Genomic DNA, 24,277 nt, shown 5'->3' with positions numbered 1-24,277 from the left:
TGAGTCAGCGTTCGGCATCCCTGGTCTGCAATTCAGCCGGCATACAAATCTCAGGGACCTCGAAATCATCCGAAAACTTAAGGACTTCGCGTTTAATATTTGGTTTCTGGTTCCAGCTGTCACCGGCCCCAAAACGGACTTCACCCACATCCTCCAGTTCAATACGAATCCAGCCTCGCAGCACGTAATTCAGCTGAACCTCAACATCGTGGGTATGATCACCGTCGGGCCCGCTGCAGGCCCCGACGGCCCGAATGACGTGTGCCGGAACTTTACCCTGAGTCGCTTCAACTATACCGAGATCCCGGTACCCAAACTAACCCGGAAGACCGCCTGTCCACTCGGTGGACTTGTGAAAAGACATAATGGTCACAGCAACGGCTTCTGGGTTTGACCAGAGTGATTCGGTCCTCACCGGTCGAGTTTGATTACTTTTATGCGGTTATTGTTGCGATCGCTGATCAGCAGGACGTTGTCACCGAACAGACACAGTCCGTGCGGTTCGTTAAGCGAAGCGGATGACGCAGGACCACCGTCACCGCGATCCCCGGGAACATCACATCCGGCCACTGTTCTGAGTGTGCTGTCCGGGGCGATTGTGCGCACTCGGTGGTTGTACGAGTCCGACACATAGATCGTCGCATCGGACGTCACTGCGAGGCCGAAAGGACAATGGAGTCTCGCGCCTGAAGCAGGTGTTCCGTCCGCTGAAAATCCCGGCTGACCACAGCCAATCACGGTGCTGATTCGTCCGTCGGGATCGACCTTGCGCACAACGTGATATGCCTCATCGGTAAAATACAGATTGCCGTCTCCGTCGAATCGAATGGCCGTCGGTCGACCGATCCTGGCTTCTGTAGCCGGTCCATGATCACCGGTGTATCCAGGCAGGCCACAACCGGCAACGGTGCTAATCGTTCCCGACTGCCGGTCAACCCGACGAATACGGCCGACCCCCGCATCCCCGATGTAGATATTGTCATGCTTGTCATGTGCCACGCACAGGACCTGAACCAGGCAGGCACTGTTGGCAGGTCCGCCGTCACCTCTGTCCCACTGAAAAGCGGCACCCGCCACACCGTGAATCATTCCTGCACGGTCCACACGACGCACATGGCCGTGGCGTGTGTCAGCGATGACAACACAACCCGTGGAATCGACCGACACATCGTGCGGGTTGCCAAGAAAAGCGTCCTTCGCCGACCCGCCGTCGCCTCCATAAGCTCGGGCCCCGTTTCCCGCCACAGTTCGGATGATGCCCGTGCTGAGATCAATGGAACGAATACGCTGATTCCACACATCTGCAACGTACAGGTGACCATCCGGTCCCAGTGACAATCCACCGGGACCGCACAGAAAAGCACTCGCAGCCTGCTCGCCGTCATGAACACTGGTGCCGCCAAAGACGGTGGTCACAATCCCCGTCGTACCATCGTAGCGGCGTAGCCTTCCGCTGCAGTCGCCCCAGTAAACACTACCATCCGGATCGGCCCAGATACCTGCTTCGCATGAGTTACACGTCGTCCGCGATCCGTGGAGCCCTTCTTCGCCAAATCCGGGCACACCATTGCCAACCAGCGTTCGGACGATGCCTGTCGAAGCTTCCACCTTGCGCACCCGAAATCCATACTTTTCGCCAACGTAAAGATTATCGTGCACGTCCAGGCAGATCGCGTCAGGCATCAACACACTGGCCTGGTCGGCTGGTCCGCCATCTCCGTTGGAGGCACGCTGACCGTTACCAAGAACCGTGGTGACAATGCCCGTATCACCGTCGATCCTGCGGATTCGATCGTTCGAATTGTCGCAGACATACAGATTGCCCTTTGAGTCGAACGCCAGATGTTCGGGATGATAAAATGCGGCTTCGCTGGCTGGTCCACCGTCACCGTGGTAACCCATCAGGCTGTGTCCGGGTCCCGCTGCCGGCCGACTGCCGGGTTGTTCTGAAGGATAGTGGCGGGCATTGAGACCAGCCCAGGTCTCGATGATCCCCGTGTGTACGTCAATCCGACGAACGTTGCAGGCCCATTCGTCTGAAAGATAGACATTTCCCTGCTGATCGACCGCCACACCGGAGGTGCAGTCGAGTTCCGCTTGCACGGCCGGTCCACCGTCGCCTCCTCGGGCTGACCGGCCGTTTCCGGCCACCAGTGTAATGATTCCCGTAACAGCATCGATCCGTCGGATCGTTCGGTTTCCCAGATCCGACAGATAGAGGTTGCCGCTTTGATCCTGGGTCAGATCGTGTGGATTACGGAACCTCGCTTCGCTCGCCGGTCCGCCATCACCATCCTTTCCCGGAACACCGTCACCGGCAAACGAATGAAGAATCCCGTTTCGGTCGATGCGCCACAGCCGATGGGCGTGGTAGTCACAGACAATCAGATCTCCGTCGGCGCGGCGAACCACTCCCAACGGCCAGCCTGCGTCTGTTTCCTGAGCCGGAACTCCGTCACGATAGCCAACACCGGCAGTTGTCACGATGTTACCTGGAGCGAGACGCTCAAATACGTCGATCAGATTCACAAAATGTTTCCAGACCTGGGAAATTGAAATCAGCCGATGGACAGTGTGATCACTGAAGATTTGGTTGCTGCATTCCTGACCCGAATTGTACAGTACCATGCAGACTGCGTCCTGCAGGAGTCATAATTTGCCCCTAACATTCTGAGACAGGCTGATGCCGGTCAAACACCCTGAAATTCAGATTTCCAGGAAGAATGGGACGGAATTTCAGTACAGTTTTATGATGGTCCGGGATCACACTGACCATCGATCAAAGGGTCATGCGCGGGACATCGGGCAGGAGCTATCATGATCGTTTTTGCGCTCCTGATCGCTGCAGTTTCATTCATCGTCTCCGCTGCCGCCGGGATGGGCGGATCCCTCATTATCGTGCCTACCATGGTCCTGCTGTTTGGTACACACCACGGCGTGGTACTCTCTTCGCTGCTTCTGGCCTGCAATAACATTGCCAAGGTCACCGTGTACCGGAAGACAATTCCAATTGAAAAATCGTTGTGGATCCTGCTGCTGACGATGATCGGTGCAGGCGCCGGAGCAACTCTCCTGCGCTGGGCTTCAGCACATCTGATCTATGTCGGAGTCATGATCAGTGTGGCAGGTAGTCTGATTCTGGAGAAGAAATCAACGATGATCGATCGCAGCCCCGTGACCGTCGGTCGGATGTTTTCAACGGTTCTCGCATTCTTCGCAGGCGCGACTTCCGGGTTGACCGGAACTTCAGGCCCTCTGAAAGGAATTGCGATTCGCAGCCTGCGTCTGGACCGGATGCACTTTGTTGGAGCCGCCTCACTGGTGTCACTGGGTGGCGATGTGACCAAGTCACTGGTCTATGTGCAGTCGTCGCTGATAAACGCAACCACCTGGAAGATCGTACTGACAGCACTTCCATTAATCCCACTGGCGTCGTTACTGGGTCGTCGAATCAACCGGGAACTCGGTGAGCGGGCCTACGCCGTTCTGTTCTGGACAGTGATGGGCGGTTACACAGTACGGCTGCTGTGGCTTTGGTAACCGGTCGCATCGGCATACCGCTGACGCCAGTGACACTTCAATGGGGCTTAATCAGTGAAACAATGAATCACCCTGCCCGCTGCGTCTGTTCTGTCTGGCGACACGCCGGCAAAACACGGCAAGTGGACTGTTATGCGATCACATCATGAATCACGTTGCCGTGAACATCGGTCAACCGTCGCTCGATCCCGTTGTGGTAGAAATTCAACCGTCGATGGTCCAGCCCCAGAAGATGCAGGATAGTGGCATGCAAATCATGTGGTGTTGCCACGTCCTCCCGGGCCCGATACCCAAACTCATCAGTGCTCCCGTAGCTGAAGCCCGATTTGACTCCGGCTCCTGCCAGCCAGCAGGTGAATCCCATCGGATTGTGGTCACGGCCGAAGGTGCCTGCCTGAAACATGGGCATACGTCCGAATTCCGTGGCAAACACCACTAAAGTGGAATCCAGCAAACCTCGCTGACGCAAATCCGTCAGTAAACCGGCAACCGGCTGGTCAAGAATTTCTCCGTGCACGTCGTACTGGGTCTTAAGCTGACTGTGCCCGTCCCAGTTAATCCGCCCACCCGATGCGTAGGCTCCATTAAACAGCTGAACAAACCTGACACCTCGTTCGACCAACCGCCGTGCCAGGAGGCAGTTACCGGCAAAGGCAGCTTTGTGTGGGTTTCCGCTGTCCGCTCCGTACAATGTCCTGATGTGCTGTGGTTCGTCATCAAGTTTCACAACATCCGGAATTGTCAGCTGCATCTTCGCCGCCAGTTCATAACCGGCCATCCGGGCCGCTAACTGCTGATCACCGGGAAACTTATATTGATTGATCTCTTCAAGCAGTCGCAGTGCGTTGAGTGCCGCCTGATCTGCCTCCTGGGAAACGGATTTTGGCCGTTCCAGAAATCGAATCGGCTTCGTGCTGCTGAACTGCGTTCCCTGAAAGGCGGCCGGAAGGAACCCGCTGGCCCAGTTGTTAGGACCCGACTGAGGCATTCCGCGTGGATCTTCGATGGCCACGAATGCCGGCAGGTTTTGATTCTCACTTCCCAGAGCAAAATTGATCCACGCCCCCATGCTGGGAAACCCATCGAACGTGAATCCGGTGTTCATCACATTTTCAGCCGGACCGTGGGTGTTGGATTTGGTCGTGAGTGAATGGATGAAGCAAAGTTCGTCAGCTTTGTCACCAATGCTCGGCAGGAGATCAGAAGTCATCTTGCCACTGTTTCCTCGCGGTCGGAATTTCCACAGTGGCTGCGTCAGATTACCGTTGGGTCCCTGGAACGATACCAGGTTCTCGTTGCCCGGCAATGGTTGTCCGTGATACCGGATCAATTGCGGCTTGTAATCGAAGGTATCCAGGTGACTCAGTGCCCCCGAACAGAACACCACAATCACGTTCTTCGCGCGAGGCTCAAAGTGTGTGGCACGTGGTGCATACGGACGCGTCGGATCAATCGCCGGTGACTCTGCCGCCACCCCTTCATCGGCAAGCATCGAAGCCAGGGCAATTCCCGCAAGCCCATGGAGGCCATCAGCAAAGAATTGTCGTCTGCACGACATCGACATTGGCATCAGTCCGGGACAGAGATATTGATTGACTCACAGAGCAGATGACAAATCCGCAGAAAACGCCGCGGGAGGCAAACTGTTGTAAGGCTTTGATAACAGGCCAGTGCAATTTTACGACTCTGCAGCGGCAGAGCAATGATGTCATCATTCGCAGGTCGACAGGTGACTTACTTCCTTAACGATTAATGATCGGCAATTGTAAGTGTTCTGTCTCCGTGGCAGTGACTACCGGCTGACTATCGTGGCGACGTCCGCGTACAAATGCTCAACCCATACTTGTCTGCCGGAAGGATGCGAATCCGCGTGAGGGCTTCCTTTCAGTCACCCCGATCACAGGTAACATTTTTTATCGAACACATTATCTTAATAAGTGTTCAAACGAAAAGAGGGAGACCGGACACCTCTGTGATGCGTGCAGTTTAACCCCTGGTTGCGGACAACCAGCGTTTAAAATCTGCCGACACCTGACTGACTCCTGCAAAGCGAATTTTGACAGCATCAGTACCACTGCGATGCGCAGAGATACTCTGTTCGAAACCAAGTTCGGCGATGGCGCCGATGGTGACAGATCCCGATGGAACGTACAGCACCAGATTCAGACCGTCTTTACGTTTCGTGTGTAACTCCGCCGCGGGTGAACCGTCTACGTTCTTCCAGTTGATCTTAGTTCGGATACCGTAGTCGACCTTGCAGCCATTCATAGCGGATTCCACAACCGGCAACAGCTTTTCGATGGTACTGAACTTCCAGCCAATGCGACCGTTATTGGGCAGGCCTTTCTTCAGCAAATGCCACTTGCGACCGAGCTGTTTCCATGGTGTCAAATCCTGCGGATTCAGTTTTTCTTTGGTGGCCTGAGCCAGATAGGCCTGTACGGCTGACTGGAGGAACTTTCGGAACTGTGGTGTGTCGATTTCTTCTTTCTTCCAGACTTTGATCGTGATCTCCTGCCAGCCGGCTTTTACATTTCGTACTTTCACGCGAGGAGTTTCGCTGTAGTAATGGATCTCATCCACTTCGTCGATTGGTATCAGCTTCAACCGGTCGATCAGAGCTTTACTTTCAAACGTCTTGTTCTTCACACGGAAACACAGCGTCAGCAGCCATTCGTGTCCTGTCCGGGCGTGCAGCAGCCAGCCGAGACCTTTTTCAGCTTTAACCTCTACCGTGCTGCGCTGATTCCAGTTGGCGGGACTGAGTGCGGAAATTTTTCCCAGCAGGTCGGTCACATACTGCAGCGATGCACCTTCCCACCTGCAACGTTTCCCGTCGTGACTCAGGCACTCCCGTGTATGCCACTTTTGGCCGTCCGTCTCCCACGGCAGTTTCGCTTCTTTGCCCAGCTCACGAACGCTTAAATCTGTTGATCGCTTCCTGGCAACACGGGCCACATCAAAAACCTCAATGGTTCCGACGCTGGATTCCTCAAGAACATCAGCCAGTAACTCTCCCGTCCACGACCGAGGATGTCCGGAAGGACGGGTAACAGATTTTGCATAGGCGACGACGTCTTCGGGCGTACCTGCCGTCACGATGCGACCGCCACCGGCTCCTGCTTCCGGTCCAATATCCACAATCCAGTCGGCCGTCTTGATAACGTCCAGATTATGTTCAATCACAACCACCGTGTTGCCCTGTTCGACGAGACTGTTGAGCACACTCAAAAGCTTCGCAATATCATCGAAATGCAGACCGGTCGTCGGTTCGTCCAGTACATACAGCGTGCGACCCGCGTTCGGTCGTGACAACTCAGACGCCAGTTTGATACGTTGAGCTTCACCTCCGCTCAAAGTCGGGGCTGACTGCCCGAGTGTGACATATCCCAAACCGATTGCGTTCAATGTCGCCAGTGGAGCCCGGATCTTCGGCACACTGGAAAACACGTCCAGTGCCGTCTGAACAGGCATCTCCAGGACATCGGCGATGGAATACCCGTTGAATTTCACGGTCAGCGTTTCGCCGTTGTACCGTTTGCCGCGACAGGTTGTGCATTCAACCCACACATCCGGCAAAAAATGCATTTCAATTTTTTGCTGCCCCATGCCTTCACAGTCGTCACAGCGCCCCCCGGACCGATTGAAACTGAAACGACCGGGCCGATAGCCTCGAACTCTGGCTTCCGGCATCCGACAAAACAGCTCGCGGATATGATCAAACACACCCGTGTACGTAGCCGGATTGGATGCGGGTGTCGTACCGATCGGGTTTTGATCAACGATTGAGATCTTGGACAGATGTTCGATGCCCAGCAGGTCCCGGTAGGGTCCCGGAGCGTCGCTGGTCAGGTTGAGTTTTCTGGCAACAGCTCTGGACAGTGTGTTCATCACCAGTGAACTTTTGCCACTCCCGCTGACTCCGGTGATACAGGTGAGTGTTCCCAGCGGGAGACAAAGGTCAACGTTGTGCAGGTTGTGCTGGGAGGCCCCCTGAAGGATCAGGGCCGGGTGAGGATCAGAACCTGATACCTCCTGGGCGTGTTCCCGTGCATTTCTTTTTGTCCGGCGACCGGTCATATCGGAATCGTCGGATAATTTTTCAGGACTCGGACTGTTTACGCAACTCAGCAGGTGCCTGGCAGCTGTTGAAGAGATGCGACGATTTTCAGGGACCGGAATGCCTTGTTTGCCGCTGAGATAGCCACCGGTCAGTGACCTTCTGAACTGACGACTAAGTTGTTTGGGCGTACCGTCTGCGACAACGCGACCGCCCAGTCGGCCGGCACCAGGACCGAAATCGAATAAACGGTCTGCCGACTTGAGTACCTCACGGTCGTGCTCTACCAACAGCACAGTGTTACCGAGATCCCGCAGACGTCTGAGCGCATCCAGCAGCCGGCCGTTGTCCCGGGGATGCAGTCCAATGGTTGGTTCATCCAGCACATACAACACCCCCGTAAGTGATCGACCGACCTGGCCTGCCAGACGAATACGCTGCGATTCTCCACCGGACAGGGTCGGCATGGACCGGTCCAGCGTCAGATAATCCAGACCGATATCAACGAGGAACGTCAGTCGATGCACGGCTTCAGACAACAGGTCACCGGCAATCTGTTTTTGAGCCCGGTTCAGTCGCAGCTTCCTGAGAAACTCCAGTGACTTAGTCAGCGGCATACGCGTCAACTGCGGCAACGTGATCTTCCTGAGTCTTACAGCGGCTGCCGTTTCATTCAGTCGAGTTCCATTGCAAACGCTGCAGTCCTTTTCTCCTGCCATTTCCATGAGAGACCGGCGATAAGAATGAGAAAGGCGGCCGGCCAGTTCTATCGTGGGATAGATGCCGCGATAACGCACCGAAAAGGACGTGTTCCCCGATTTCACACTGATCCAGCGATTCTCCTGACCATTAAGAATGATTCGCTGCTGTTCCGGTGTGAGCAGATACCAGGGCTGATCAGTCGGGATGCTGAATTCTTCGGCAATCCCGTTCAGCAGCGCCAGGAAGGTCGGATTCTGCTGCGGATCCGGCCACGCACCGATCGCTCCGTGCAGCAGGCTGCTTTCGGGACTGGTGATCAGCAGAGACTGATTGGCTCCGTATTCAGTGCCCATCCCTTCGCAGGACCAGCACCAGCCCAGCGGACTGTTGAACGAAAACTGCTGAGGTGATGGACGATCGTAAGAGTAACCACAGTCGAAGCAGGAAAGATGAAGACTGTAAAGATGCGTGTCCCAGTCGACTTCGTCCACATCAGGCTCAGCCACGGCAACGGAGATCACTCCTTTACCCAGGTCCAGCGCCGCTTCAACGGAATCGGTAATCCGCCCTCGTGATTTTTTCTCGACGGAAATACGATCCACCACCACTTCAACTTCGTGGGATCGACGATGACTGAGCTCTGGTGTGTCGTCCAGTGAGTACGTTGTCCCGTCAATTCGGACCCGCGCAAAACCGATGGAACGCAGGCGTTCGAAGGCCGATTCATAAGGAATCTGACGATCGACTTCATACGGAGCCAGTATCAGCATCCGTGTCCTGGCAGGAAATTTCAGGATCGCGTCAACGATTTCGTCAGTCGTTTGTTGTTCCGCCTGTCTGCCACAGGACGGACAATGCACATTCCCGAGACGCGCAAACAACACTCTCAGGTAGTCATAAACTTCAGTGACCGTCCCCACGGTCGAACGCGGAGTTGAACCAACCGTTTTTTGTTCAATAGCAATGGCCGGACTGAGCCCCTGGATACTGTCAACCCGGGGTCTTGGCATCTGACCCAGAAACTGACGTGCATACGCCGACAGACTCTCCACGTATCTCCGCTGGCCTTCGGCATAGAGCGTGTCCATCGCCAGCGATGTTTTGCCACTTCCACTTGGACCGCAAAACACACTCATTTCACCACGCGGGACCTCCAGGCTGATCTGCTGCAGATTATGCTGGGCGGCTCCTCGAATTTCGATACGCCGGGACAATACAAACGGATCAGTCGGCCGGGCACCGGACGACTTTTTACCGTCTGAGGTTCGTGGCTTCATGCCTGGCAGGACCGATCGCAAAGCGTTTCCCGTATGAGACGTTCGGCACCGTGCAATTGTTTCCGGCGGGCCTTCGCAAACAACCGTTCCGCCGCCGGCTCCACCTTCCGGCCCCATGTCAATCACCCAGTCGGCTGTCTTGACCACATCCAGGTTATGTTCGATCACAATCACAGTGTTGCCGGCTTCGACGAAGCCGTGCAGCACTTCCAGCAGCTTATGGACATCAGCGAAATGCAGTCCGGTTGTGGGTTCATCCAGAACGTAAAGCGTCCTGCCCGTCGAACGTTTGCCAAGCTCGCGAGCCAGTTTGATCCGCTGAGCCTCTCCGCCGCTGAGCGTGGGTGAGGGCTGCCCCAGCTGCATGTAGTCAAGACCAACGTCTGCCAGTGTCTGCAGCAGACGTTTTATTTTCGGGACATTTTCAAAGACCCCGGCCGCATCCCGGATCTCCATCTTCAGCACATCAGCAATACTGTGGCCTTTGTAGCTTACATCAAGTGTTTCGTGACTGAATCGGCGTCCTTCACAAACGTCACAGGGAACCCAGATATCCGCAAGGAAGTCCATTTCCAGTTTGGTAGCTCCATGCCCTTCACACGCCTCACAGCGACCTCCGGCCACGTTAAAACTGAATCGTCCGGGTTTGTAGCCCCGCATTTTCGACTGCGGCAGCTGAGTAAATAGTTTGCGAATCTCGTCAAAGACCTTGACGTAAGTGGCGGGATTCGACCGGGGTGTGCGACCGATGGGTGATTGATCGATATCGATGGCCTTATCGATGTGTTCAAGACCGGTCACGGTGTCATGGCAACCGGGATCGCCACTGCCGTTATTCACGTCCCGATTCAGAACCTGCCACAGTACATCACTAATCAGAGAACTCTTTCCGCTGCCACTGACACCAGTGACGCAAACGAACCGCTGCAGAGGAATTTTAACATCGACGCCCCTGAGATTGTTGTGTCGGGCGTTCTTCACCACGATGGCTGCATCCGTGCCGTTCCGACGCGGGTCGGGCACAGCAATTGACAATTTTCCGCTCAGATACTGTCCGGTGACGCTGTTTTTGCTGTTGAGCAGATCGGCGAACGCCCCGCTGGTAACAACCTCACCTCCCCGGATGCCAGGTCCCGGTCCAAAGTCAACAATATGGTCGGCCGCACGCATGGTGTCTTCATCGTGCTCCACCACAATCACCGTATTACCCTGATCGCGCAGGTGTTGCAGACTTTTCAGCAGCATGCTGTTGTCACGGGGATGCAACCCAATCGACGGTTCGTCAAGGATGTACACGACACCAACCAGTCCGCAGCCGATCTGACCCGCCAGACGAATCCGTTGTGATTCCCCCCCCGAAAGTGTGGGAGCCGATCGGTGAAGCGTCAGATAATGCAGACCGCACTGCAGCAGAAATCCAAGTCGACCGCGAATTTCCTTAAGTGCTTCTTCAGCGATGAATTGCTGAGTCCTGTCCAGATCAAGTGAACCAAAAAACTCAGCCGCCTCAGCAATCGTCAGCGCACAAACCTGCGGAAGACTTAGCTCTTTTACGGCGGCTCCATTTTTTCCAAATCGTCGGCTCTTCGTTTTTATACGAACATTGCGGGCCTGACGATTGAGGCGTTCGCCTTCGCAGGCGGGACACAGAACAATTTCCAGATGTTTTTCGATCTGCCGACGGCGCATCGGATTCCGTGAGGAGCGGTAGTCGCTGAGCAGTCGATTCGTCCAGCCCTCCCATATACCTCCGTGCCTGTACGAGCCGCCTCGATGTCCGAACCTGAACGTGATCTGTCGATCGCCGGTTCCATCCAGCCACAGGCGCTGCGCTTCACGGGGAATGTCACACCATCTGGCTTTAAGCAGCGATTCTGCCTCCATACCAACGATCTTCTCGATCGCCTCAGCAGCTCCTTTGAGAATGTGCCGAGGCCAGCGGCCCATTTTGCGCAGCGAGGGCAACAGCAGCAAAGCTCCGTTGCGAATCGACTTGTTTTCGTCAACAACTATGGTGTCGGCAGCAAATCCATGACGCATTCCCAGACCGTTGCAGTCGGAACACATCCCGACAGGACTGTTGAAGCTGAACAGTTGCGGTGACGGAGGCTCATAACTCATGCCGCTTTCAGGGCAGGAGTATTGAGCGCTGTAGAGTTTGTCGAGGCTGCTGTCTTTATTTCTGTGCGGCGAAGTCTTCAGAGTCCGCTGCGTTGAGGGAGCGACGGATAAGGCTACGTCTGCGGGCGCCACATCCTGCGGCCTGGCCCCTTCACCTCCGGCGGGGGAAGTAGCGGGAACCGTTGAGGTTGAACAGATAAGCCGTCCATCAGCCAGTCTGAGAGCCTGTTCCACAGCCTCAGCCAGACGAGCCCGACGCCCCGGCCCGGCAACCAGACGATCGACGACAACTTCGATGGTATGTTTGTGATGTCGTTTGAGTCGCAGATTATCACTGAGCGAAACAACATCACCGTTAACACGTGCACGCAGGAAACCTCGCTTGAGCAGATCCTCAAACAGGTCCTTGAATTCGCCCTTTTGATTCTGCACGATCGGTGCAAGGATGGAATAGCGAGTTCCTTCAGGCTGACCGTTGATGCTGTCAATGATTTGATCGGTTGACTGCGCCTGGATGGGTTTTCCGGAAACGTAGCAGTAACCCTGACCGACTCTGGCAAACAGCACTCTCAAATAGTCGAAAATCTCCGTAATGGTGCCAACGGTGCTGCGGGGATTGCGACTGGTTGACTTTTGCTGAATTGAAATTGACGGGGCCAGACCACTAATTGAATCAACGTTTGGCTTAGGAAGCTGGCCCAGAAACTGCCTCGCGTATGTGGAGAGACTTTCGACATAACGGCGCTGACCTTCGGCATAAAGCGTGTCGAAGGCCAGGGAACTCTTACCCGATCCGCTGACACCACTCATCACTATCAGCTGATTGCGGGGCAGAGACAGACTAACATTTCGCAGATTATGTTCACGAGCCCCGCGAATGACGATTTCAGTATCTGACATGGCAGGCGGGGAAACTATCTGTGAATGATTTTGAAAAAGGAACGAGCGGTCGATGAAATTTTTCCCGGGGCTCAGAGACGGGGCCCTGTTCCTGCGTTACCAGTGAAATCAGGATCTCACACTCCATGCCAGCCGGGATGGTCAGACCAACCGTCAGCCAAAGACGGACGGATTATAGAGTCGTAGAGTGACCAGAGTAGTGTGTCGGATTTCTCTGCCTGCAGCCGGACCGGATTCCAATGGTTCGTCGGAATATCACAGGAAGCGTTTGAGCGTCACCATCACGTCAATGGCAATCCCAGTGAACGGATCCAAACAACCTCAGTGCCAGGAATTCCTTCCAGCTGGAGGAATTATGGCCCTCCGCTCAGACAGGCCTGGTATCTGGCCGCTTATTTGGTGTATTCCATTGTTTCTCACCTCTTCCTTTCTGTGTTACGCATCATCAACGTATCGCCAAACCAGGATATTTTCCTGAATGCCTGTCCAAATGTCGTCTTCGGCTGATCCCTGTACTGTCACCGGCGAAGCAGGATTAGGGCGTCGATATTTTCCCGGCTGGACGATGCTTGGCTTTGCGGCCGCCGGACAGTTCATGTCCGCTCCTGGTCAGTCGCATTCTGTGGCAGCGCTCAAAGATCCCATGCGTGCCACCCTGAAAATTACGGAAACGGATTTTTCTCTGGCCTATGGATTCGCCACCCTGGTTGGTGCTGCTCTGCTGCCGATTTTCGGCAGGTTGATCGATCGATTTGGCGCACGCGTGATGTTGCCGCTGGTCGCTGCCGGACTGGGAGTTGCCTGCTTTCAGATGTCGCGAATACAGTCACTGAGTGGCCTGTTCCTGGGGTTTAGTTTTGTGCGAACACTGGGACAGGGGGCTCTGGTCCTGGTGTCGGTGTGGCTGGTTGGTGAATGGTTTGAACGCAAACGCGGGATGGCCACTGCGATTGCAGGACTGGGTGGCGGCCTTTCGGTCATGACCATTCCGATAGTCAACGACTTCCTGATACAGTCATATGGATGGGAATCCACGTGGGTTGTTCTGGCAGTTATCGTGACCATATCACTCGTACTGCCGGGAATTCTGTTCATTCGAGACCGACCGGAAGACCTGGGTCTGCATCCTGACGGCATCAGGCCGGACTACAGTGAGGAACCGGCGACGCGCGATGTCGGCAATTCAAACACCGGTAAACCACAAATCACTCCGCTGGAACAATCCTGGACAGCAGTTGAAGCTGTTCGAAATCCGACTTTCTGGAAGCTGCTGAGCGTACCAGTAACATCCGGTATCGTGGGCACCGGCCTGATTTTTCATCAGGTGGCATTGTTTGGAGAACATGGTCTGTCATCACGTGAAGCGCTGGGATTAATCAGCGTGCAGGCCCTGTTCGCCACAGTGATGACGTTCCCGGCCGGATATGTGACCGACCGGGTCGCCAGCCGGTATTTGCTGGCCACATCAATGCTTACACTGGCTGCTGCCACGCTGCTGGCCATCAACCTGCCAGTGATGTGGATGGCACTCGTCTATGCTCTGTTAATGGGATTTCACAGCAGTATTATTCGCAGCGCGGGAAATGTCGTCTGGGTCAACTACTATGGTCGGGCTCACCAGGGAGAGGTTCGTGGTGTTGCGTGGGCGGTCATGATTCTGGGATCAGCGATTGGTCCTCTGCCACTGGCCTATTCGATCGACACCTTAAGCACCTACACACCTGCACTTTACGGACTGCTGGTCCTGCCGCTCGTGGCTGCACTCGTTGTATGGACAGCGACCCCGCCACGTCGCCGCCAGTAATCACACACAGCTACAGGGCAGTCTCGGTCCGGAGTTTCGGGACGTATCCACACGAAAAGATGTGTGGCGACATCAACCTCAATATCTGCACCCGGTTGACAGAACCGGGCAGGCACCGGGCTTCATTTGTGAGGCCGAAGCAGGCAAGTGCAGGTCAGAAGTACTGAGGCGGTCTGATTACAGCGACTATTGAAACATTCGGCAGAAATTGCCGGAGACTGGTCACCGAAAACTCTTCGTAATCCGGACATTCGTCTGAGGGATTCGACAGCGAATCGCCGAACTAATGCAAGGAGATGTTCCGCATCCATTTTTCCTGCATTCGGAGCATTGAAAGGACACGGGAATCGGAGGGGGGCTTCGATTCTGCAGGCTGATTTTTCGCATCGAACCATCGTCGGGGGCGGCTGATGAGTCCGGTGCTGATATCATTGTTTTGGGGGCGCCATGCGGAAGCCGGTCACTCGGTCTGCGCACAGACTCTCGGGTCTGTTGAGCGTCATTGTGTGCGCGCTGTGGGGCGTTCCCGCCTCCGGGCAGATACCAATGACCGAAATGGCGGCCCGTGCCGGAATCAAGATTGCTGCACCAGGGCGATCGAGTGCTCGACTCAGGGACAGCAAACTCAAACAACTTCCCTGGAAACAAATATCTCCGGCCAGTCAAATACGTATCCGAGAGGTTCTGGACAAGTGTGCTCAGTATCGTCAACTGCCCGAACTACACTACGAAGTCCGCCCGGACATCTATCGTTACCTTGTAGAGCATCCGGACGTGTCTGTGAGTACCTGGCGGGTCATGGGAATTTCCAAAGTACAAATGTGGCAGACAGCGGCCCTGCAGTTTGAAGCCACGGCACCGGACGGATCATTCGGAGTGGCTGATGTCCTTTATCGGGATCAATCGCAGTGCCTGCTGCTGTTCGACGGAACGTACAACAGCCCGCTGCTGCCCCGGCCCATCACAGCTGCGGGACTGGTGTGGCTGAGATATGACTACCGACCTGCCGCAGACGGAAAGACACAGGTTCGACAAAAGCTGGATGTTTTCGTGTCATTCCCTTCGATCACGGCACGAGCAATGGCACTTTTGATATCACCGGTTACCAACATGATGATGGACCGTAACGCTTTTGAAATTTCGCTTTATTCCCGCATGATGTCTCAGGCCGCCGAGAACGATCCCGAATGGATCGAACAGATCGCCTCACAACTGGACAGTGTCCTGCCACAGCGGCGGAAGGAACTTGCAGCATTTGTACGTTGGGATGAGACCGACCGCGACCGCACCGCGGCGGTCTCCGGACGCACGCCGCGAAATGCCTCAGCCCTGCGTATCTTTCGCGCCTCTCTGATTGACGTCCGTCGTACCGTGACTATTCCGGATGACCCCGGAAGCAGAACCAGTCAGGATGCCCCACAGAAAAATGAGTCTCCCAGAGTCCGCAACTGACCGGCACCGCTTGCTGCACGGACTGTGAATCACTGGTTGTCTCAATAATCAGTGCATCACCACTTCAACAGACAAACTAACGCGGTTTCCGCTTCATTTCGGTCTACGTCTGCAATCTGAAGATATCTCGTTTGAATCCGGATGGTCAGGACAATGGACACAAAAATGACCAGCCATTTTCAGCAGACACAGCAGGGTAACGGGAACAAACACTGACAATACAGCTGCCGACCGGCGATCTTCGGAGTAGATTCTGCTCGCCGCAACGTGTCTGCTTCGCTACGGTAGTCAGCTGCGTCAACTTCTGCAGACCTGATGACACACACGATGAATGATCATGACGGAAACCTGACTGCTGAACTGCAGATGCAGGGCGCAGAGTCACCCTGCCCCTATCTGCCCGACAGATTGTCCCGGTTTGAGTACCGATGGACCACAGATCTTTCCGGAGAACAACTTGAAGCACTGCTGGAGCGAGGATGGCGTCGTTTCGGACGTTCGTTGTTTCGCCCGATCTGCCAAAAGTGTCAGGAATGTCGCAGTCTCAGAATTATTCTTTCCGAAGTGCAATTGACCAAAAGTCAGCGCCGTTGTCGAAACCGAAACTCTGACGTACGACTCATTGTACAGCCTCCGTCTGTTACAGACGAACACGTTCGTCTGTACAACAACTATCATCGCGACATGCACAAACGACGCGGCTGGCCCTATCAGGAGACCAGTGCTGACGATTACTATCAGTCATTCGTCGAGGGCCATTTTGATTTCTCCCGTGAATTTTTGTACGTGCGTGACGATCAGCTGATCGGCGTCGGTCTGGTGGACATGACAGCCCGCGTACAGTCCAGTGTCTATTTCATCCACGATCCGCTTTGGCGTAGCAAGGGACCTGGAACCTTTTCCGTTTTGAGCGAAATTGACATCGGCCGGGCGGCCGACCGCGATTATCTGTACATGGGCTATTACATTCGTGATTGTGAATCGATGAGTTACAAAAATCGGTTTCGCCCTCATCAGTTTCTGCGACACTTTGTCAGTGAATCCGAATCCCCGAACTGGGATCTGCGCAAAACCGAATTAAGAGATTCCCGCTGAGCAGCTGCTTTATCGAACATACTGCATCGCGTTGCTGATGTCTGTCCGCACTGGTGCTCGGTAAACAGCGAACCGGCGGCGGGAAATCGGGGTCCCTGAATGCCGGCCAGTCGATCTGTCTTCATTGTTACCTGATCAATGCTGCATAACCTTCCGATTTCCAAACTGAACCACAAGGCACTGACGATTGAGGGCTATTCCCGCGCCGCGGTGCAAAGTTACTGGCGAATCCCTGAACTCAAACTGGGGTTCGAACTGGGAGCCAGTCCGTGGGCATTCATGGGAACCGGCACATTCTTCGTAACCCACGCGCATCTGGATCATCTGGCGGCTCTGCCGGTATATGTCGCCCGACGACGTATGATGAAGATGGAGCCACCAACGATCTACCTGCCGGTACAGGTCATTGAACCCGTGCAGCGTATGCTGACTTCATGGCAGAAGCTGGACCGGGGTCGTATGAACTGTGAACTGGTGGGAGTCAGCCCGGGAGATGTCATCCAAATGTCGCGTGAGCACCGGGTCCGGGTAATCTCAACAAAACACACCGTTCCGTCGGTCGGATACATCGTCTACGACGTCCGCAGGAAACTGAAACAGAAATATCAGGGACTCAGCGGTATTGAAATCCGCGACATCCGACTGGAAGGAACCGAAGTAACATCCGAGTCACTCACACCACTGGTCTGCTTTACCGGCGATACGTCACCTGCAGGTCTCGACAGTCACGCGGATGTCTACAAATCAGGTGTACTGATTACAGAAATGACATTCTTTCGCCCGGATCACCGTAAAGAAAAGATCCATAAATACGGTCACATGCATCTGGACGACATCATGGACCGCGCTGACAGGTTCAGGAATGAGCTGATTATTCTAAGCCATTTGAGTACACGTACCGCCGTTGAGGCGGCAGCCCGGGCGTTAAAAAAACGTCTGCCGGCCGAACTATACGAACGCGTGCATCTGTGGACCTAAATTCAGCGAGTTCCATCCAGCTCATGCGTTTTACCCGTCGGTGAACGTACAGACGGACTGTCCGGCAACTCAAATCGGACCAGAGTTCCGTGAACCCGGACAGTGACTGAGTAATCCTGTGAGGGTGAAATACGCAGCTGGTCATAGGCATAACGTGCCGGCAACTGCTGATCAATCAGACGGCGACCGTCACGTTTGCGAAGACAGCGTAATCTCACCTGAACAGCCCGCCCCCCCCTTTTGTTGGGAGCGGAATGATCAAGTAACACCAGGAACGGCAGACTCAGCTGATCAGTAACCACACGACCGTGACAGGATTTCGCCTGAGTATTTTCCCACAGGAATTCTCCGGAATCACGATCGAGCACTCGCATGGCAAGGAATGGCGTTAACTCACGTTCAGGAACCTGCCCGCCGGGTGGAGAATTTTTCGGCTGCAGGATGAGGTACAGGTAGACTGAATCTTCAAAAACACGAATCCGGTCAGGATGCCACTCATGCGACCGGTCGGCCCCGTCGTCACCTGTCGGCCGATTTTCGGCTGACACCGTATTGTTTGACCACAGATACTCACGCATGCTTCCCGACGGAAGATCGATCACTGTCAATCGGCCGTCGTTGTGAAATACATCCAGTTGAGATGAACGGTCGTGCCGGACACGGACGACGTCGACGACATTCACCGTACGAGATGTTTCACCGGTGAGGGCATCGCGCCAGACCAACTGAACAGAGCTGTGGTTTTCAGGACTGCTTTCCCGAATGATAAATTCGTTTCCGTCGGTTCCTGTAATATTTCCCAAATCCTTCACACTCAGCTGACAGTTCAGTCGCTGACCGGATCGCCGGTCCAGTGCGGCGACCGGGTCAATACTGCTGTCAGTGTCACCCATAATGACACATGCATCGCCGGCAAATACCGTACTGGAAGGAGTACAGGGACGAGACCACCTGACTTGTCCTGTTAACGAACTCCGCAGTTCAACCGACTGACCAGTCTGCAGACAAACCCACCCGGATCCACTCGAAATCAAACGCGGGCCCTTTTGCCCGACCGAATCTCGACCGCCTGTGATCCGATGCAAATCCGCGCGAGCCTGCCAGAGCACGCGCTGTTCAAGCAGCGAGACAGCTGTCACAGCGTTGGGTGAGAGGATGTACAACAAAGTTCCCGAACGTTCGACTAACGGAACAGACGTCGATCCGGGCCGTTCCGGAAACTCGCCGGGAATTGACCAGATCAATCGACCGGGGGGCGCGATCTCCCGAACAATCAGACGAGACGGAGCGCGGTGAATCAGCAGATCGAAGCGGCCTAGAAAGGGATCGTTCGGATCGGTGAACTTCAGCCGATACGGACGCCGACGAACCGGATTCGGACGAGCAAACGGAATGACCTGATAGTCATCCCGGTTCCAGCTGTCCGCCCAGTCTCTAAACCCGTTTTTGTGGAACGCAGCAGAAGTGTTCTGTTCAGCACCACTGATTCCCAAAGCTTCTCCGGATTCCGCAATTTCCTGCAGCAGCCGGGAATACTGCCTGCGGGCGGTGTCGCCCGAAGATATTAATGAATGGTTACCGTTCGGCGGCCATTCTGAGGATAGGAGAATCGGTGATTCTCCGTTGGCCCTCAGGATCGCGTTCCGGTGCAGACGCAGAAGACTGGTCTGTTCTGACGGTCCGGCATCCGACAGAAGAGTACTGATTGTTTCAGCAACAGACAGGTGATTTATCTGCAGCAGTGTGTCCGGAGACAGGACTCTGCATCGCCGAACCAGTAATACCCCTGCAGCAGAAGGAGCGTAGTTCAGAGCATGTTCGATCGTCCGCGCAGTCCATGTCTGCAGCGACACCTTCGAATATTGAAAATCAGTGACCGAACTTCGTTCAGTCATTATGGCTGTCGGTAACAGACCGACCGGAATTTTGATCGAATCAGCCGTGAATGCCGACTCAGAGCGTTCTTCCCTTTGAAACAAATCGATTGCTGCATTAGCAGCAGCAACCGGATCATTTTGTCCCTGTCGGGAAATTCCCAGTACGGCAGCCCGGACCTGGTGCTGGCGGGTACGGGCCAGTGACTCAAGAGATGTTTCGGGGGACAGCTTTGCGGCAACGGCCAGTGCAAAGGCAACTTCAAACTGCAGCGAGGACGCCCGTTCGTCTGCTGCGATCGTTTCCACAGACAATTGCCTCAATGCATCCTGTGCCGCCTGAACCCGTCCGGACGCCAGCAGGAGTTCAACCAAATCTGTGATTTGCTCAGGTGTCGCCGAAACGGAATCTCTCGTAAGACAAACAGTCTCGTCAGGTCCAACGAACACCAGATCTCCCTGATGACCGGAATGTGTCTCGGGCGTACCCGTCGTTGCAGACAGGAGCAGGCCATGTCTTGAGGGACGAAGAACGTCGGCAGCTGATTCCTGGATGTCACCCGTCTGCACATCGATGGAAACGATGGCTCCTGTAGTCATTGCCAGCAGCAGCCGGCCGTTCACAATGGTACCGGGACCACAGGGTCGACCATCATCAGAGGTGAGTTCACGCACCCAGACCGACTCGGCTGTTGATGCGGACACACGTTCGATTCGATCACTGCGGCTTATAATAATGACGGCATCGCCGTCCGTGGCCAGCAGCCCGGGTCTGCTCTGTCGCAGTGCAACGTTACGTAGTGAACCCGAAACAACATCCAGGAATCGGATCTCAGCTGAATTCCACGGCATCACCGCAACCGTTCGGCCCAGCACCCGGATAATCGAATCCGGAGACTGTTCTGCGGAAACCTGACTTCCTCCGGCCCGTCTGTTCATACGCACAGCACGAACTTCCGAAGAAGAACCGGCCCCCGTTCGGGTCGCCCAGACAACGGTTCGAGTCAGTTGATCGACTGCAGTCAGCCAGCCGGTTGAAGTACAGCAAAGCAGAAGACCGTCAGCTGCCACGGGAGTGGCGGACACGAGCTGTCGTGCGGGATCAAGTTCAATCGACACGTCAGAAAACGCCAGCAGTGTTGAATCCAGTCGTTCGCCGGTGGCCGCTCGCAGTGTGCACAGTCGAATTTCGTTTCCGATTTGTACGATACAGTGAAGCATTTCCCCGTCAACAAGCGGAACACCGGCAAACCAGACGTCGGCCATTCGGTCACTGACGTCCGATTCCACCGGCGGACCTCCCACAGACCAGATTCGGCGTCCGGCATCTCTCGACACTGCCACCAGTCGTGCGTCCGGTTTTGCTGCCACCGAACGCAGACGATTCATCACGGTTCCCGCCGGAAACGATGATGTATTGACAAAATAGACAGCATGTGACCCCGCACAGACACGACTCAGCACACCGTCATGGATCAGCAACTGGCGTAATCGTTCCGGAAGAACGTGATTTGGGCCACGGTGTGACAGTGAGCGTTCGTTGTTTCGACTAAGGTAATCCAGATGGTTGGGACGAAGACGCAACGACCAGTTAATATGTCCACTTTGAAGATCGATTGCTGTGAGGCCCCGCAACGTTCTCCGATAGATCACAGAATTACGAATCTGCGCATTCCAGCCGGCATCAGTCGTCGCATTTGCCTGCAGTTGTGCCGCATCGATATCACGCAGCCGTGCTGTACCGAGTTGTGTTCGTTGACGCCACCGGACCTGCCACGGACCAGGCGAGGATGCTTCTGTGAGCTGCGAGCTGTGATTCGACAACGGTGCGGCAACTGCCGATGAATCTCGTAACAACCGCGACTTCAATTGCTGCACGAGTGGTTTCACCTGGGCAGAAAGCGAACAGGACTGCAATGCATGCAGCCAGTGGGACGCAGCGGTCAGATGTCCCCGGTCGAAATGCAGCTGTGCAACGATCAGATGTGCAAGGTGAGCGCTGTCCGTCCCGGGAAACCGCTGACTCACCTGAATCAGCTCATTCCATCGGCCGGTCGGTACAACATTCTCCAGCGCCAGACGTGCTGCCTGTGCGTTGGTTGTGCGAAGAATGGTCTGAATGGCTGCCGGCAGCCTTTCGAATTCTTCCGCCAGGATTCGATACAAAGGAACAAAGTGGCGATTGTCAGATCGCGCAGCCAACACCCGGGGATCCGCAGTCGTGAGACGCCGAAAACGAGCCAGTGCCTCTGCATCGCGCCCGCTGCCGATGGCTTCGCGCAGAGCCTGCAGATCAAGATTGACTCGTCCGTCGGTCCAAAGCTGCTGTGCATCTCCGTCTGTAGATTGCTCAACAGAGTCATTCTGCTGAGGGCTCCCGGACCATGCCAACGGACACAGAAACAACCAGACAAGTACAATAAACCTTGGTGCCGGCCTCCCGCTGCCGCTGTTTTCCCGTGCCGTAACGCAAGACGCCAAACACAGAACTCGACAGCCAAGGCATCTGACAGGTCTGAAAGCCCGTCGGAGAATTCGCCGTGAAATCAGTCGCAACCGGAAACTTCTGCTGCCGGATTCAGTCAAACGAAATCGCCGCCGCGGGAAGATCTGACCGTAGTTCAAATTCAAAATATCGCGTCCTGTGGCATACACATCAGGAAAATCACGCTGATTGCATCGCAGGCGGATCACATGACTGCTAAGGACTCAAACGATCTCTCGTCGTCCCGAATCGGGAAACACTGTCTGCAGATCCCGCAACAGCCGGGAACTGACACCAGTTTTAACCTTTGAGACAGCGATTGCCAATTGCCGCAGAATTGTGAATGCGGGCCCCGTGAGAGGATTCAGCACCATGATGACCGTAAACTGAAACAGGGAGTCATCATGGCCACTGTCACGCCGATTTACTGCTAATGAATCGGCTCATTAGTGTTGAACCGGCGAAGTCCGGTCTGTATGCTCGCCGGTTTTGGGTAAGCTCAAACTGCAGGATCGGCTGGATGGAAGATTATCGACTTGTCGCTGAGCGGCGGACGGCAACGGGGAAAAAGGCGACCAGACTGTTACGCAGTCAAGGCCGGGTCCCGGCGAATCTGTACGGATACAGCAAAGACGGTCTGTCGCTGTCCGTATCGGCTGACGATCTGAACAAGGTGGTTGCTCTCGGCTCAAAAGTGGTAGATGTTGACATCGACGGAAGTGTTGACAAAGCCGTGATTCAGGAGCTGCAGTGGGATACATTCAGTACATACATTCAGCACATCGATATGCTTCGTGTCGATCCGGAAGGGATGGCCACAACGGAGGTGCCATTGGCGTTTGTGGGTGAACCCCCGGCGTTGAAGACGGGCGGACGACTTCAAATTCAACTCAAACGTGTCACGGTCACGTGCTCCGACTTCCGCGTCCCGCGACAAATTGAAGTCCGAATTGGATCCATGCAAATGGGTGATTCTCTGACGGTTGCCGACCTGCCGATTCCCGAAGGAATGAAGGTAGAAGATTCGGCAGACACGGTTATTGCCGAACTGCATGACACCAGAGTCGCTGAATAGCGAATCAGGTTTCGGGAGCACTCGTCAGTTTGTCTTCTCCAGATTCGGTAATACCGGGTCCATGAAGCTGATCATTGGTCTGGGTAATCCAGGCAGTCAATACGTCGGTACCCGCCATAATGTCGGTTTCGAGATCGTCGGCGAACTGCGACGTCGTTTCCAGGCCGGACCGGTCAGGAACCGGTACAAATCCGAATCAGTGGAGATACAAATCGGCACTGAAAAAGTGCTGCTGATCGCTCCTTTGACGTTTATGAACTGCAGCGGTGAATCCGTTATCCGGTTCGTGAATTTCTACCAGCCCGATCTTGCTGACCTGGTCGTTGTCTGTGACGATCTCAATTTACCAAATGGGCGAATTCGCTGGCGTGCAAAAGGATCCGCCGGCGGTCAAAATGGCCTCAAAGATATTATTTCGAGGCTGGGAAGTAACGAGTTTCCCAGATTGAGGATTGGAATTGGGCGACCACCTGGCCGTATGGACGCTACGTCCTGGGTTTTGGGCCGATTTTGCCAGGAAGAACGGTGCGATCACGAGCTGGCAACTGCGCGTGCGGCCGATTCCCTTGAGAAATGGGTGTATGAAGGCCTGGATCCGGTGATGAACGAATTCAACCGGGATCCGGACATTCAGTAACTGACCCGCCGGACATTTCGGTTCGCCTGCGAGACAGAGTCCTCTCTGGTGTTCCCCGGAACAGACTCAAACGGCCGGCGGAGTATCTGCGTGTTCCGGGTTGTGTCGATATCGGTCTGACAGAATCAGACGTCAATACCCCGGATTCAGGTGTTCTGATGGGTGACTCTATCAACGGGAATTCGGTACTGGGCATTGAATTTCCAATCTAAAGTCGTCACAGTGTATGGCTTCGATTATCCACACCTCGCTCGTTCGTGTTCACAGTTAAAGTCCA

General features: G+C 54.9%; 12 protein-coding genes. 7 read left to right on the top strand and 5 right to left on the bottom strand.

The window, feature by feature from the left end:
• Positions 1-4: 4 nt before the first annotated feature.
• Positions 5-184 carry a hypothetical protein gene (locus MK110_16110; protein ID MCH2212829.1) on the bottom strand — a complete coding sequence of 60 codons (180 nt, stop codon included), beginning with the start codon at positions 182-184 and terminating at the stop codon, positions 5-7.
• Positions 185-411: 227 nt separating this feature from the next.
• Positions 412-2,628, bottom strand: a complete 2,217-nt coding sequence (locus MK110_16105) for an SMP-30/gluconolactonase/LRE family protein (GenBank protein ID MCH2212828.1) — start codon at positions 2,626-2,628, stop codon at positions 412-414.
• A 189-nt stretch (positions 2,629-2,817) separates the two neighbouring features.
• Between MK110_16105 and MK110_16100 the strand changes: the two genes are divergently transcribed.
• Positions 2,818-3,540 carry a sulfite exporter TauE/SafE family protein gene (locus MK110_16100; GenBank protein ID MCH2212827.1) on the top strand — a complete coding sequence of 241 codons (723 nt, stop codon included), beginning with the start codon at positions 2,818-2,820 and terminating at the stop codon, positions 3,538-3,540.
• A 130-nt stretch (positions 3,541-3,670) separates the two neighbouring features.
• Here MK110_16100 and MK110_16095 read toward each other — a convergent pair whose 3' ends face one another.
• On the bottom strand, positions 3,671-5,104 hold the full coding sequence (locus MK110_16095; GenBank protein ID MCH2212826.1) for a DUF1501 domain-containing protein: 1,434 nt from the start codon (positions 5,102-5,104) through the stop codon (positions 3,671-3,673).
• A 422-nt stretch (positions 5,105-5,526) separates the two neighbouring features.
• A complete protein-coding gene (gene uvrA / locus MK110_16090) occupies positions 5,527-12,600 on the bottom strand; it encodes an excinuclease ABC subunit UvrA (protein MCH2212825.1) in 7,074 nt (2,357 codons plus the stop codon).
• 478 nt (positions 12,601-13,078) lie between these two features.
• Here uvrA and MK110_16085 point away from each other — a divergent pair, with 478 nt between their 5' ends.
• From MK110_16085 to MK110_16070, 4 genes are all read left to right on the top strand, one after another.
• The gene (locus tag MK110_16085) at positions 13,079-14,404 is read left to right on the top strand and encodes an MFS transporter (GenBank protein MCH2212824.1); all 1,326 of its coding nucleotides are present in this window, start codon (positions 13,079-13,081) and stop codon (positions 14,402-14,404) included.
• 546 nt (positions 14,405-14,950) lie between these two features.
• Entirely contained in the window at positions 14,951-15,856 is a 906-nt protein-coding gene (locus MK110_16080) for a hypothetical protein (protein ID MCH2212823.1), read from the top strand.
• Between the two features lie 327 nt (positions 15,857-16,183).
• Complete coding sequence (locus MK110_16075) at positions 16,184-16,951, top strand: arginyltransferase (protein MCH2212822.1); 768 nt, start codon at positions 16,184-16,186, stop codon at positions 16,949-16,951.
• A 138-nt stretch (positions 16,952-17,089) separates the two neighbouring features.
• Positions 17,090-17,929, top strand: a complete 840-nt coding sequence (locus tag MK110_16070) for an MBL fold metallo-hydrolase (GenBank protein ID MCH2212821.1) — start codon at positions 17,090-17,092, stop codon at positions 17,927-17,929.
• A gap of 2 nt (positions 17,930-17,931) precedes the next feature.
• Here the strand turns inward: MK110_16070 and MK110_16065 are convergent, their stop codons facing one another.
• Entirely contained in the window at positions 17,932-22,284 is a 4,353-nt protein-coding gene (locus tag MK110_16065) for a PQQ-like beta-propeller repeat protein (protein MCH2212820.1), read from the bottom strand.
• A gap of 437 nt (positions 22,285-22,721) precedes the next feature.
• On the opposite strand from MK110_16065, the gene MK110_16060 reads away from it, so the two are divergent.
• Positions 22,722-23,363: a 50S ribosomal protein L25 gene (locus MK110_16060; GenBank protein MCH2212819.1), complete on the top strand. Its 642-nt coding sequence runs from the start codon at positions 22,722-22,724 to the stop codon at positions 23,361-23,363.
• Between the two features lie 61 nt (positions 23,364-23,424).
• The gene (pth, locus tag MK110_16055; GenBank protein MCH2212818.1) at positions 23,425-24,000 is read left to right on the top strand and encodes an aminoacyl-tRNA hydrolase; all 576 of its coding nucleotides are present in this window, start codon (positions 23,425-23,427) and stop codon (positions 23,998-24,000) included.
• Positions 24,001-24,277: the final 277 nt, after the last annotated feature.

The organism is Fuerstiella sp. (assembly GCA_022447225.1).
Taxonomy (GTDB): domain Bacteria; phylum Planctomycetota; class Planctomycetia; order Planctomycetales; family Planctomycetaceae; genus S139-18.
The sequence above is the reverse complement of the archived record's forward strand: the minus strand, read 5'-3'. Positions and strand labels throughout refer to the sequence as shown.